This window comes from Massilia putida, assembly GCF_001941825.1.
Taxonomy (GTDB): Bacteria; Pseudomonadota; Gammaproteobacteria; order Burkholderiales; family Burkholderiaceae_D; genus Telluria; species Telluria putida.
Genome location: NZ_CP019038.1, coordinates 4,334,754 through 4,348,336 on the forward strand (window position 1 = coordinate 4,334,754; position 13,583 = coordinate 4,348,336).

Annotated in this window: 8 protein-coding genes and 1 pseudogene; 8 read left to right on the plus strand and 1 reads right to left on the minus strand. The window is 61.6% G+C overall.

Translation table 11 applies throughout. The features are described from left to right. Nucleotides 1-8 precede the first annotated feature (8 nt). The 8 genes and pseudogenes from secE (at nucleotide 9) to rpoC (ending at nucleotide 12,410) form a co-directional block, all read left to right on the plus strand. A complete protein-coding gene (gene secE / locus BVG12_RS21470) occupies nucleotides 9-398 on the plus strand; it encodes a preprotein translocase subunit SecE (RefSeq protein ID WP_036239067.1) in 390 nt (129 codons plus the stop codon). Beyond that, nucleotides 398-1,012 (plus strand): transcription termination/antitermination protein NusG, encoded by a 615-nt coding sequence (gene nusG, locus BVG12_RS21475; RefSeq protein ID WP_075794181.1) that lies wholly within the window; start codon nucleotides 398-400, stop codon nucleotides 1,010-1,012. Before secE ends, nusG begins: the two co-directional genes overlap by 1 nt. 224 nt (nucleotides 1,013-1,236) lie before the next feature. After that, nucleotides 1,237-1,667, plus strand: a pseudogene (rplK, locus tag BVG12_RS21480) (50S ribosomal protein L11). Further along, complete coding sequence (gene rplA, locus BVG12_RS21485; RefSeq protein WP_075794182.1) at nucleotides 1,668-2,363, plus strand: 50S ribosomal protein L1; 696 nt, start codon at nucleotides 1,668-1,670, stop codon at nucleotides 2,361-2,363. It abuts the pseudogene before it with no gap. Between the two features lie 248 nt (nucleotides 2,364-2,611). Further along, entirely contained in the window at nucleotides 2,612-3,136 is a 525-nt protein-coding gene (gene rplJ, locus BVG12_RS21490) for a 50S ribosomal protein L10 (protein WP_075794183.1), read from the plus strand. 51 nt (nucleotides 3,137-3,187) lie between these two features. Further along, a complete protein-coding gene (gene rplL / locus BVG12_RS21495) occupies nucleotides 3,188-3,562 on the plus strand; it encodes a 50S ribosomal protein L7/L12 (protein ID WP_052234154.1) in 375 nt (124 codons plus the stop codon). 358 nt (nucleotides 3,563-3,920) lie between these two features. Further along, entirely contained in the window at nucleotides 3,921-8,030 is a 4,110-nt protein-coding gene (gene rpoB, locus BVG12_RS21500; RefSeq protein ID WP_075794184.1) for a DNA-directed RNA polymerase subunit beta, read from the plus strand. 138 nt (nucleotides 8,031-8,168) lie between these two features. Next, on the plus strand, nucleotides 8,169-12,410 hold the full coding sequence (gene rpoC / locus BVG12_RS21505) for a DNA-directed RNA polymerase subunit beta' (RefSeq protein WP_075794185.1): 4,242 nt from the start codon (nucleotides 8,169-8,171) through the stop codon (nucleotides 12,408-12,410). 76 nt (nucleotides 12,411-12,486) lie between these two features. On the opposite strand, the gene BVG12_RS21510 is transcribed toward rpoC, so the two are convergent. Continuing rightward, the gene (locus tag BVG12_RS21510) at nucleotides 12,487-13,494 is read right to left on the minus strand and encodes a zinc-dependent alcohol dehydrogenase family protein (RefSeq protein ID WP_075794186.1); all 1,008 of its coding nucleotides are present in this window, start codon (nucleotides 13,492-13,494) and stop codon (nucleotides 12,487-12,489) included. Between the last annotated feature and the right edge of the window lie 89 nt (nucleotides 13,495-13,583).

The following is a 13,583-nucleotide window of genomic DNA, read 5'->3' on the forward strand; positions in this document are numbered from 1 at the left end:
AATTAAGTATGTCTAATCAATCCGTGCAAACCGTCGGCACCTCGAACGACAAGTTCAAGGTCGCGCTGGCAGTGGTTGCTACGATTGCAGGCGTGGTCGGCTTTTTCATTCTGAAAGGCCAGAACAAACCAGCCCTGATGTGCGCAGGCGCACTCGTGGCTGGTTTGGCTATTGCCGTCCTGCTGTTGTGGACTTCCGCCACCGGTCGCGATTTCCTGAGCTTCGCGAAGGAATCCGTACGTGAAACGAAGAAGGTTGTATGGCCTACCCGCAAGGAAGCGACCCAGATCACCGCCGTGGTGTTCGGGTTCGTGCTGGTGATGGCAATTTTCCTGTGGGGCACGGATAAGATTCTGGAATTTCTGATGTACGACGTGATCCTGGGGTGGAAACAATAATGAGCGATAACGTGCAGCAAGATAACGTGCCGGGCGATGCCCCGGCACAAGACGCTGGTGCGCCGCTGAGTACTCCGGTCAGCAACAAGCGCTGGTATGTCGTGCATGTCTATTCCGGCATGGAAAAAAGTGTGATGCGCGGCCTGATCGATCGCATCGAGCGCGCCGGCATGCAGGAACAGTTCGGCCAAATCCTGGTTCCGACCGAAGAAGTGGTCGAAGTCAAGAATGGCAGCAAATCGGTGTCCGAGCGCCGCTTCTTCCCGGGTTATGTGCTGGTCGAGATGGAAATGACCGACGAGACCTGGCACCTCGTGAAGAACACGCCGAAAGTCACCGGCTTCATCGGCGGCAAGAGCAACAAGCCGACCCCGATTCCGGCGCGCGAGATCGACAAGATCATGCAGCAGGTCCAGGAAGGTGTCGAAAAGCCGCGGCCCAAAGTGCTGTACGAAGTGGGCGAGCAGGTGCGCATCAAGGAAGGCCCGTTCACCGACTTCAACGGCAGCGTCGAAGAAGTCAACTACGAAAAATCGAAGGTGCGGGTGTCTGTCACCATCTTCGGCCGCGCGACTCCGGTGGAACTGGAGTTCGGGCAGGTGGAGAAAGTCTAAAACGCCGAATCGGAGCGTCGCAGCAGCAAGGCGGAATCCGATAAGAGGAGCTCCGCCTAATGAGAAGGCACTCCGAGAAAGCGTAGCGAGCGGCGGCAGTTTCGGTTGAGAGGCGCAGCTGTACATGGGTACAGCGAGCATCGCAGGCCGAAACTGCAACGCGCAGTAGCTTGATCGGGGCGCCAGGTGGAGCGCTACCACTCATAATCGACAAAGGAGCCATCATGGCAAAGAAAATCGTCGGTTTTATCAAGCTGCAAGTGCCGGCTGGTAAAGCAAACCCGTCCCCCCGATCGGCCCGGCCCTCGGCCAGCGCGGTCTGAACATCATGGAATTCTGCAAGGCCTTCAATGCCAAGACTCAAGGCATGGAACCGGGCATGCCGATTCCGGTCGTGATCACCGCCTTCGCGGACAAGTCCTTCACTTTCGAGATGAAGACCCCGCCGGCAACGTACCTGATCAAGAAGTTCTCGGGCGTCACCAAAGGCTCGCCGAAGCCGCATACCGACAAGGTCGGCACGCTGACCCGTGCCCAGGCTGAAGAAATCGCAAAAATCAAGCAGCCGGACCTGACCGCCGCTGACCTGGACGCCGCTGTGCGCGTCGTGGCCGGCTCGGCACGTTCGATGGGCATCACGGTGGAGGGTATCTAAATGGCTAAGCTGTCCAAGCGCGTCAAAGAAATGAAAGCCAAAGTCGACCGTAACAAGGTCTACGCTTTCGACAATGCCGTTTCGATCGTCAAAGAATTCGCAACCGCCAAGTTCAACGAGTCGATCGACGTCGCCGTTCAGCTGGGCGTGGATCCGAAGAAGTCGGACCAGGTCGTTCGCGGTTCCGTCGTTCTGCCGGCTGGTACCGGCAAGACCGTCCGCGTCGCCGTCTTCGCACAGGGCGACAAGGCCGAGCAGGCTAAAGCCGCCGGCGCCGACATCGTCGGCATGGAAGACCTGGCAGAGCGCGTCAAGGCCGGCGACATGCCGTTCGACGTCGTGATCGCTTCGCCGGACACCATGCGTATCGTCGGTACCCTGGGCCAGATCCTGGGCCCGCGCGGCCTGATGCCGAACCCGAAAGTCGGCACCGTGACCCCGGACGTGGCTGGCGCCGTGCGCAATGCCAAGGCTGGTCAGGTCCAGTACCGTACCGACAAGGCCGGTATCGTGCACGCCACCATCGGCCGTAAGTCGTTCAGCGACGAACAGCTGAAGACCAACCTGGTCGCGCTGATCGACGCCCTGAACAAAGCCAAGCCGGCTTCGTCGAAGGGTATCTACCTGCGCAAGGTCGCGATCTCGTCGACCATGGGCGCCGGCGTGCGTGTCGATCACGCTACCCTGGCTGCTTAATAGCAAAGAATGAAGCCCCTACAGAGTAGCGTAGGGCAGATCTTTGGGCTGGCGGACTGAACCCCGCCAGGCAATCAAAGACCGTTGGGCCGATAGCAGAGGTTGAGCTTGAGGTTAATACAACACCCAACGCAGATGGCGAACCCGAACAAGTTTTGTAGTCGATGCTTTGTCGTACTTCTTAACTTCGGACGCCGTGTTCGAACCGATGCGGGGGACGTCCCTCACATCATTTAAGGAGATTGACCGTGGGTCTTAATCTGAATGACAAAAAGGTCGTCGTCGAAGAAGTTAGCGCAAAAGTAGCAACCGCGCAAACCATCGTCGTCGCCGAGTACCGTGGCATCCAGGTTAGTGCTCTGACGAAACTCCGTGCAAATGCTCGTTCGCAGGGCGTGTACCTGCGTGTTCTGAAGAACACGCTGGCTCGTCGCGCTGTGGAAGGCACCCAGTTCGCACCGCTGGCTGAGACCATGGTTGGTCCGCTGATCTACTCGATCTCGGACGACGCCGTCGCAGCAGCCAAGGTGCTCAGCGACTTCTCGAAGACCAACGACAAACTGGTGGTCAAGGGCGGTAACTACGCTGGTAAGAACCTGGATGTCGCCGGCGTCAACGCGCTGGCAAGCATCCCGAGCCGTGAAGTCCTCATCGCCCAGCTGCTGGGCGTCATGCAGGCTCCGGTGTCCGGCTTTGCACGAGTTCTGGCTGCAATCGCAGCACAAAAAGGCGAAGGTTCCGCAGCACCGGCAGAAGCCGCTGCAGCAGAATAAGCAAGCCTTTTTGCTCAAGTACTAATCACACATCACAATTTGGAGTTTCAAATGGCAATTAGCAAAGAAGAGTTCCTGGACGCAGTTGGCGCAATGTCGGTCATGGAACTGAACGACCTGGTCAAGGCATTCGAAGAGAAGTTCGGCGTGTCGGCAGCTGCAATGGCAGCTCCGGCAGCTGGCGGCGGCGCCGCTGCACCGGCTGCTGAAGAGCAGACCGAGTTCAACGTCGTGCTGGCTGAAGTCGGCGCGAACAAGGTCGGCGTCATCAAGGCCGTCCGCGAAATCACCGGTCTGGGCCTGAAAGAAGCCAAGGACCTGGTCGATGGCGCACCGAAGACCGTCAAGGAAGCCCTGCCGAAAGCTGACGCTGAAGCCGCTAAGAAGAAGCTGGAAGAAGCTGGCGCCAAGGCCGAGCTCAAGTAATACATATGCAAAGGGCGCTGGAAACAGCGCCCGGCGCCGGAGTCAAAGCGCGCAGATCCCCGCCGGAAGGTGGGGTATGCGGCTTTGGCTCTTTTGTCGTCCCTACGACAAAATACAGGGAACCTTGAAAAACCGCCGCGGGCATCGCAAACCAAATATGCAACGCGGAGCCGGTTTTGCGACGTACCCGATGCCGTACCCCTGTTTTGGAAGCACTGCAGCACAGCATTATCGTAACACAGCAGCACCGGTTCCTAATCACCCGGCCGAATGCGGCGAGATTTGAGGCCTTGCATGTGGTGGCTTAACTACTGGCAATTCCTGAATTCTCATCCTTTCTGTCACTCACGGAGTGTCCATGCACTACTCATTTACTGAGAAGAAACGCATTCGCAAGTCGTTCGCGAAGCGCGCCAACGTTCACAACGTTCCCTACCTCCTCGCTACGCAGCTGGAGTCTTACGAGAATTTCCTGCAGGCGGACACTGGGCCCTCCGCACGCAAGAACGAAGGTCTGCAATCGGCTTTCACCTCCATCTTCCCGATCGTGTCGCACAACGGGTTTGCGCGCCTCGAATTCCTCTCTTACGTGCTGGGTGACCCCGCTTTCGACGTCAAGGAATGCCAACAACGCGGCCTGACCTTCGCGTCGCCGCTGCGCGCCAAGGTGCGTCTGGTGATCCTGGACAAGGAATCGCCGACCAAGCCGGTCGTGAAGGAAATGAAGGAACAGGAAGTGTACATGGGCGAACTGCCGCTCATGACCGCCAACGGCTCGTTCGTGATCAACGGCACCGAGCGCGTGATCGTCTCGCAGCTGCACCGTTCGCCGGGCGTGTTCTTCGAGCACGACCGCGGCAAGACGCACTCGTCGGGCAAGCTGCTGTTCTCGGCACGTATCATTCCTTACCGCGGCTCGTGGCTGGACTTCGAGTTCGACCCGAAAGACATCCTGTTCTTCCGCGTCGACCGCCGCCGCAAGATGCCGGTGACGATCCTGCTGAAAGCCATCGGCATGACGCCGGAGCAGATCCTCGCCAACTTCTTCGTGTTCGACAATTTCAACCTGCGTTCGGAAGGCGCGGAACTGGAATTCGTGGCCGAGCGCCTGCGCGGCGAAGTCGCGCGCTTCGACATCGTCGATCCGAAGTCGGGCAAGACGCTCGTGACGAAGGACAAGCGCATCAACGCCAAGAACGTGCGCGACGTCGAGAACGCCGGCATCACGCACATCTCGGTGCCGGAAGACTACCTGATCGGCCGCGTGCTGGCGAAGAACGTCGTCGACGGCGACACGGGCGAAATCATTGCCAACGCCAACGACGAGTTGACCGACGAACTGCTGGGCAAGCTGCGCGACGCCAACATCGACGCGATCCAGACGCTGTACACCAACGACCTGGACCAGGGCGCCTACATCTCGCAGACGCTGCGCACCGACGACACCGCCGACCAGACGGCCGCGCGCGTGGCGATCTACCGCATGATGCGTCCTGGCGAACCGCCGACCGAAGAATCGGTGGAAGCGCTGTTCCACGGCCTGTTCTACAGCCCGGAGCGCTACGACCTGTCCGCCGTCGGCCGCATGAAGTTCAACCGCCGCATCGGCCGCGACGAGCTGGTCGGCGACATGACCCTGTCGAACGAAGACATCCTGGCCGTGATCAAGATCCTGGTCGAGCTGCGCAATGGCCGCGGCGAAGTCGACGACATCGATCACCTGGGTAACCGCCGCGTGCGTTGCGTGGGCGAGCTGGCCGAAAACCAGTTCCGCGCCGGCCTCGTGCGCGTCGAACGCGCCGTCAAGGAACGCCTCGGCCAGGCCGAAGCGGACAACCTGATGCCGCACGACCTGATCAACAGCAAGCCGATCTCGGCCGCAATCCGCGAATTCTTCGGTTCGTCGCAGCTGTCGCAGTTCATGGACCAGACCAACCCGCTGTCGGAAATCACGCACAAGCGCCGTGTTTCCGCACTGGGCCCGGGCGGCCTGACCCGCGAGCGCGCCGGCTTCGAAGTCCGCGACGTGCACCCGACCCACTACGGCCGCGTCTGCCCGATCGAAACGCCTGAAGGCCCGAACATCGGCCTGATCAACTCGCTGGCACTGTTCGCCCGCCTGAACGAATACGGCTTCCTGGAAACCCCGTACCGCAAGGTCGAAGGTTCGAAAGTCACCGACAAGATCGAATACCTGTCGGCGATCGAAGAAGGCCGCTACATCATCGCCCAGGCGAACGCCGCGATCGACGAGACCGGTACGCTGGTCGACGAGCTGGTGTCGGCACGTGAAGCGGGCGAAACCATCCTGGTCTCGCCGGAACGCATCCAGTATATGGACGTGGCGCCGGGCCAGATCGTGTCGGTGGCAGCTTCCTTGATTCCGTTCCTCGAGCACGACGACGCGAACCGTGCACTGATGGGCGCCAACATGCAGCGCCAGGCCGTGCCTTGCCTGCGTCCGGAAAAAGCCTTCGTCGGTACCGGCATCGAGCGCACCGTCGCCGTCGACTCGGGCACGACCGTGCAGGCAACCCGTGGCGGTATCGTCGATTACGTCGACGCCGGCCGCGTGGTGATCCGCGTGAACGACGAGGAAGCGCAGGCTGGCGAAGTCGGTGTCGACATCTACAACCTGATCAAGTACACCCGTTCGAACCAGAACACCAACATCAACCAGCGTCCGATCGTGAAAGTGGGCGATCGCGTGGCACGCGGCGACGTCATCGCCGACGGCGCCTCGACCGACCTGGGCGAACTGGCACTGGGCCAGAACATGCTGGTGGCGTTCATGCCGTGGAACGGCCTGAACTTCGAGGACTCGATCCTGATCTCGGAAAACGTCGTCAAGGATGACCGCTACACCTCGATCCACATCGAGGAACTGTCGGTCGTCGCACGCGACACGAAGCTGGGCCCTGAAGAAATCACCCGCGACATCTCGAACCTGGCGGAAAACCAGCTGGCTCGCCTGGACGAGTCGGGCATCGTCTACATCGGCGCCGAAGTGCAGGCCGGTGACGTGCTGGTCGGTAAGGTGACGCCGAAGGGCGAAACCCAGCTGACGCCGGAAGAGAAGCTGCTGCGCGCGATCTTCGGCGAAAAAGCGTCGGACGTGAAGGACACGTCGCTGCGCGTGCCGTCGGGCATGGTCGGTACCGTGATCGACGTGCAAGTGTTCACCCGCGAAGGCATCGTGCGCGACAAGCGCGCCCAGCAGATCATCGACGACGAGCTGAAGCGCTTCCGCCTGGACCTGAACGACCAGCTGCGTATCGTCGAAGGCGACGCGTTCCAGCGTCTGGAGCGTCTGCTGGTCGGCAAGACCGTCAACGGCGGTCCGAAGAAGCTGGCGAAGGGTGCCGTGATCGACAAGGCTTACCTGGACGACCTGGACAAGTTCCATTGGTTCGACATCCGTCCGGCCGACGACGAAACCGCCAACGCACTGGAGGCGATGAAGGAGTCGATCAACGAGAAGCGTCACCAGTTCGACCTCGCCTTCGAAGAGAAGCGCAAGAAGCTCACGCAGGGCGACGAGCTGCAGCCGGGCGTGCAGAAGATGGTCAAGGTCTACCTGGCCGTGAAGCGCCGCCTGCAGTCGGGCGACAAGATGGCGGGCCGCCACGGTAACAAGGGTGTGGTCTCGCGTATCGTGCCGGTGGAAGACATGCCGTTCATGGCCGACGGTACGCCGGCCGACGTCGTGCTGAACCCGCTGGGCGTGCCGTCGCGTATGAACGTCGGTCAGATCCTGGAAACCCACCTGGGTTGGGCGGCAAAGGGTCTGGGCCTGCGCCTGGGCGAAATGATCAAGGCCAAGGCCGAGACCGAGCAACTGCGCGCCTTCCTGGGCAAGATCTACAACGAAACGGGCAAGAAGGAAGACCTGGACAACTTCAGCGACGAGGAAATCGTCGAACTGGCGAACAACCTCAAGAACGGCGTGCCGTTCGCGACCCCGGTGTTCGACGGTGCGCACGAAGAAGAAATCCGCCGCATGCTGGACCTGGCCTTCCCCGACCCGATCGCCAAGCACCTGGGCATGACCCCGTCGAAGAACCAGGTCACGATGTTCGACGGCCGCACCGGCGAAGCGTTCGAACGCAAGGTGACCGTGGGCTTCATGCACATGCTGAAGCTGCACCACCTGGTCGACGACAAGATGCACGCCCGCTCGACCGGCCCGTACTCGCTGGTGACCCAGCAGCCGCTGGGCGGTAAGGCGCAGTTCGGTGGCCAGCGCTTCGGTGAGATGGAGGTGTGGGCACTGGAAGCGTACGGCGCATCGTACGTGCTGCAGGAAATGCTGACCGTGAAGTCGGACGACGTGAACGGCCGTACCAAGGTGTACGAGAACCTGGTCAAGGGCGACCACGTGATCGACGCGGGTATGCCGGAATCGTTCAACGTGTTGGTGAAAGAGATTCGCTCGCTGGGTATCGACATCGATCTCGAGCGTAACTAAAGCACCGCACGGCGTTGCACATTACGCCGTCATCCCCGCGAAAGCGGGGATCCATGCTGGTATGGGTTCCCGCTTTCGCGGGAACGACGGAATAAGTGATGCGACTGAAGTAAAGAATTCAATCACCCGGAGTGATAAATGAAAGCACTGCTCGATCTATTCAAGCAAGTTCAGCAAAACGAGAGCTTCGACGCCATCAAGATTGGCCTGGCGTCGCCCGAGAAAATCCGTTCGTGGTCGTACGGCGAAGTCAAGAAGCCGGAAACCATCAACTACCGTACGTTCAAGCCGGAACGTGATGGCCTGTTTTGCGCAAAAATCTTTGGTCCGATCAAGGACTACGAATGCCTGTGCGGCAAGTACAAGCGCCTGAAGCACCGCGGCGTCATCTGCGAGAAGTGCGGCGTCGAAGTCACCCTGGCGAAAGTCCGTCGTGAGCGCATGGGCCACATCGAGCTGGCCTCGCCGGTCGCCCACATCTGGTTCCTGAAGTCGCTGCCGTCGCGTCTGGGCATGGTCCTGGACATGACGCTGCGCGATATCGAACGCGTCCTGTACTTCGAAGCCTACGTCGTGACCGATCCGGGCATGACCCCGCTGAAGAAGTGCCAGATCATGTCGGAAGACGACTACGCCGCCAAGTACGAAGAGTACGGCGACGACTTCACCGCATTCATGGGCGCCGAGGGCATCCGTGAACTGCTGCGCTCGATCGACATCGACCGCGAAGCCGAAGCCCTGCGCGTCGAACTCAAAGAGTCGAAGTCGGAAGCCAAGATCAAGAAATACGCCAAGCGCCTGAAAGTGCTCGAGGCGTTCCAGCGTTCGGGCATCAAGCCGGAATGGATGATCATGGAAGTGCTCCCGGTCCTGCCGCCGGAGCTGCGTCCGCTCGTCCCGCTGGACGGCGGCCGTTTCGCCACGTCCGACCTGAACGACCTGTACCGCCGCGTCATCAACCGTAACAACCGTCTGAAGCGCCTGATGGAACTGCGCGCTCCGGAAATCATTACGCGTAACGAGAAGCGCATGCTGCAGGAAGCGGTGGACTCGCTGCTGGACAACGGCCGTCGCGGCAAGGCGATGACCGGCGCCAACAAGCGTCCGCTGAAGTCGCTGGCTGAAATGATCAAGGGCAAGGGCGGCCGCTTCCGTCAGAACCTGCTGGGCAAGCGCGTCGACTACTCGGGCCGTTCGGTCATCGTGGTGGGTCCGCAGCTGAAACTGCACCAGTGCGGTCTGCCGAAGCTGATGGCCCTGGAACTGTTCAAGCCGTTCATCTTCAACAAGCTGGAACTGATGGGTCTCGCGACCACCATCAAGGCTGCGAAGAAGCTGGTCGAGCAGCAGGAACCGGTCGTCTGGGACATCCTGGAAGAAGTCATCAAGGAACACCCGGTGATGCTGAACCGTGCGCCGACGCTGCACCGTCTCGGTATCCAGGCGTTCGAGCCGGTCCTGATCGAAGGTAAAGCAATCCAGCTGCACCCGCTGGTCTGCGCGGCGTTCAACGCCGACTTCGACGGTGACCAGATGGCAGTCCACGTCCCGCTGTCGATCGAAGCCCAGATGGAAGCGCGCACGCTGATGCTGGCGTCGAACAACATCCTGTTCCCGTCGAACGGCGAACCGTCGATCGTGCCGTCGCAGGATATCGTGCTGGGCCTGTACTACGCGACCCGCGAGGCGATCAACGCCAAGGGCGAAGGCATGCTGTTCCCGGACGTGTCGGAAGTCATCCGCGCGTACGACAACAAGGAAGTCGAACTGGCGACCCGCATCACCGTGCGTATCGTGGAATTCCCGCGCAACGCCGAAGGCGGTTTCGACCAGACCCTGACCCGCTACGAGACCACGGTCGGCCGTGCGATCCTGTCCGAGATCCTGCCGAAAGGCCTGCCGTTCTCGGTGCTGAACCGCGCGCTGAAGAAGAAAGAGATCTCGAAGCTGATCAACACGTCGTTCCGCAAGTGCGGCCTGCGTGCGACCGTCGTGTTCGCCGACAAGCTGATGCAGTCGGGCTTCCGTCTCGCAACGCGCGCCGGTATCTCGATCGCCGTGGACGACATGCTGATCCCGGACGTCAAGAAGGGCATGATCTCGACCGCCGAAGCGGAAGTGAAGCAGATCGAGCAGCAGTACGCCTCGGGTCTGGTCACCGCCGGCGAGCGTTACAACAAGGTCGTCGACATCTGGGGCAAGACCTCGGACGAAGTGGGCAAGGCGATGATGGACCAGCTCAAGGTGGAGCCGGTCACGAAGCGCGACGGCACCCAGGGCACGCAAGAGTCGTTCAACGCCATCTACATGATGGCCGACTCGGGCGCCCGCGGTTCCGCAGCCCAGATCCGTCAGCTGGCCGGTATGCGCGGCCTGATGGCGAAGCCGGACGGCTCGATTATCGAAACGCCGATTACCGCGAACTTCCGCGAAGGCCTGAACGTTCTGCAGTACTTCATCTCGACGCACGGCGCCCGTAAAGGTCTGGCCGACACCGCGCTGAAGACGGCAAACTCGGGTTACCTGACCCGTCGTCTGGTCGACGTGACGCAGGACCTGGTGGTGACGGAAGACGATTGCGGCACCTCCAACGGCACGCTGATGAAGGCGATGGTCGAAGGCGGTGAAGTGATCGAAGCCCTGCGCGACCGTATCCTCGGCCGCGTGGCCGGTACCGACATCGTCAATCCGGAAACGCAGGCGACCCTGTACGAAGCCGGCACGCTGCTGGACGAAGACATGGTCGAAGAGATCGAGCGTCTGGGCATCGACGAAGTCAAGGTCCGCACGCCGCTGAACTGCGACACCCGTTATGGCCTGTGCGCGAAGTGCTACGGCCGTGACCTGGGCCGCGGCCTGCTGGTCAACGCCGGCGAAGCCGTCGGCGTCGTGGCGGCACAGTCGATCGGTGAGCCGGGTACCCAGCTGACCATGCGTACGTTCCACATCGGTGGTGCGGCATCGCGTGCGGCAGTGGCATCGTCGGTGGAAGCCAAGTCGAACGGTACGGTTCGCTTCACGGCGACCATGCGTTACGTGACCAACGGCAAGGGCGCCCAGATCGTCATTTCGCGTTCGGGCGAAGTGCTGATCACGGACGACCACGGCCGCGAGCGCGAGCGTCACAAGGTGCCGTACGGCGCGACCCTGGCCGTGCAGGATGGCATGACGGTCAAGGCCGGCGTGCCGCTGGCAACGTGGGACCCGCTGACCCGTCCGATCATCACCGAGTACGCCGGTACGATCAAGTTCGAGAACGTGGAAGAGGGCGTCACCGTCGCTCGCCAGGTGGACGAGGTCACCGGCCTGTCGACCCTGGTCGCGATCGACCCGAAACGCCGCGGCTCGGGCAAGGTCAACCGCCCGCAGGTCAAGCTGCTCAACGCCGAAGGTCAGGAAGTCAAGATCGCCGGCACCGAGCACGCCGTGACGATTGGCTTCCAGGTCGGCGCGCTGATCATGGTGAAGGATGGCCAGCAAGTGTCGGTGGGTGAAGTGCTTGCACGTATCCCGACCGAATCGCAGAAGACCCGTGACATTACCGGTGGTCTGCCGCGCGTTGCCGAGCTGTTCGAAGCTCGTTCGCCGAAAGATGCCGGCATGCTGGCGGAAGTCACCGGTACGGTCGCATTCGGTAAAGAGACCAAGGGCAAGCAGCGCCTGGAAATCACCGACATGGACGGCAACAAGCACGAGTTCCTGATCACCAAGGACAAGCAAGTGCTGGTGCACGACGGCCAGGTGGTGAACAAGGGCGAGATGATCGTGGACGGCCCTGCCGATCCGCAAGACATCCTGCGCCTGCTGGGTATCGAAGCGCTGGCCCGCTACATCGTCGACGAAGTGCAGGACGTGTACCGTCTGCAGGGCGTGAAGATCAACGACAAGCACATCGAGGTGATCGTTCGCCAGATGCTGCGCCGCGTGCAGATCGTCGAAGCCGGCGACACCGACTACATCGTCGGCGAGCAGGTGGAGCGTTCGGAACTGCTGGAAGAAAACGACCGCGTGACGGCCGCAGGCAAGCTGCCGGCGACCTACGAGAACGTGCTGCTGGGTATTACCAAGGCATCGCTGTCGACCGACTCGTTCATCTCGGCCGCATCGTTCCAGGAAACCACCCGCGTGCTGACCGAAGCGGCGATCATGGGCAAGCGCGACGGTCTGCGCGGCCTGAAGGAAAACGTCATCGTCGGCCGCCTGATCCCGGGCGGTACGGGTCTCGCGTTCCACCGCGCCCGCAAGGAGAAAGAAGCGTGGGAAGCCGAAGAGCGCGCAGCGCTGCTGCAGCAGGAGAAGGCCAATATGGCGGCCGAGCTGCAGGCGATGGAAGATCAGCAGCAGGCTGCTCAGGCGGAGCACCACGGCGACGGCGAGTGATCGCTTCAGTCGTAGCTTGAACAGCTGATGAAAACGGCACCTCGAGGGGTGCCGTTTTTTTTCGTCCAATCACTCGTCACTCGTGCATGATCGCCAGCTTGCCGACATGCCGAGATCCAGCCGCCAGCTCGGCATACGCCGCCGCCGCCTCGTCGATCCCGAACCGTCGGTCGACCACCGGCACGATCCGATTCGCCGCGATCGCCCGCACAGCCTCCGCCAGATCCGCCACCGACCCCGTGCTGTTGCCGACGATCCGCACCGCCTTTCCGATCACCGTCAGCAGGTCGAATGACGTCTCCGATCCCGCCACAAAGCCGACCGTGAACACAGTCCCGCCCATCGCCACGGCGTTCAGCGAGCGCGCAAACGATGCTCCGCCGACGGTCTCCACGACGAGGTCGACGCCACGTCCGCCCGTCATCTCCAGCACGGCCTTGTCCCACTCCGGCATCGCGCGATAATTCACGAGGTGATCCGCCCCGAACGCGCGCCCGCGTTCCAGCTTTTCGTCCGACGACGACACGAGAATGACGGTCGCACCGCTCGCCTTCGCGAACTGCAGCGCGAACACGCTGACGCCGCCCGTGCCCAGGACGACGACCGTCGAGCCGGGCCGCACTTGCGCCGAGCGCACCGCATTCCACGCCGTCGTGGCCGCGATCGGCAACGTCGCGCCCTGTGCGAAATCGAGGTGATCCGGCAGACGCACGACGCTGTGCGCCGGCACGGCCACATATTCCGACAGCGATCCCGGCCGCGTGATGCCGCGCATGGCCGCGATCCGCTGCGGACGCATCGGCCCGTCGAGCCAGTCCGGCATGAAGTGCGGGATCACCCGGTCGCCGAGCGCGACATCAGCGACGTCCGCGCCCAGCGCGACAATGTCGCCGGCGCCGTCGGCAACAGGCACCATCGGCAGCGTCGCGCCGGGAAAGCGTCCGGTTGCCACGGCGACGTCGATGTAGTTCAGGGCGGCCGCGCGCAGGCGGATGAGGACTTCGCCCGGTCCCGGCTGCGGATCGGGCAAGGACACGCGGCGGAAGGCGGTGAGGGATGGTTCGATAAGCTGGATGGCGTACATGGCATTGACTCCCGTTGAAATGAGATGCCAAGTGTGATTGCACAGCGAAAGACGATAAACTCAGCTTTTCTTGCAACATTTCCAACCAG

What these genes read in the sequence shown, in the direction of transcription:
- secE (WP_036239067.1), top strand. Translation starts at nt 9, where the DNA reads ATGTCTAATCAATCCGTGCAAACCGTCGGCACCTCGAACGACAAGTTC.
- nusG (WP_075794181.1), top strand. Translation starts at nt 398, where the DNA reads ATGAGCGATAACGTGCAGCAAGATAACGTGCCGGGCGATGCCCCGGCA.
- rplA (WP_075794182.1), top strand. Translation starts at nt 1,668, where the DNA reads ATGGCTAAGCTGTCCAAGCGCGTCAAAGAAATGAAAGCCAAAGTCGAC.
- rplL (WP_052234154.1), top strand. Translation starts at nt 3,188, where the DNA reads ATGGCAATTAGCAAAGAAGAGTTCCTGGACGCAGTTGGCGCAATGTCG.
- rpoB (WP_075794184.1), top strand. Translation starts at nt 3,921, where the DNA reads ATGCACTACTCATTTACTGAGAAGAAACGCATTCGCAAGTCGTTCGCG.
- rpoC (WP_075794185.1), top strand. Translation starts at nt 8,169, where the DNA reads ATGAAAGCACTGCTCGATCTATTCAAGCAAGTTCAGCAAAACGAGAGC.
- BVG12_RS21510 (WP_075794186.1), bottom strand. Translation starts at nt 13,494, where the DNA reads ATGTACGCCATCCAGCTTATCGAACCATCCCTCACCGCCTTCCGCCGC.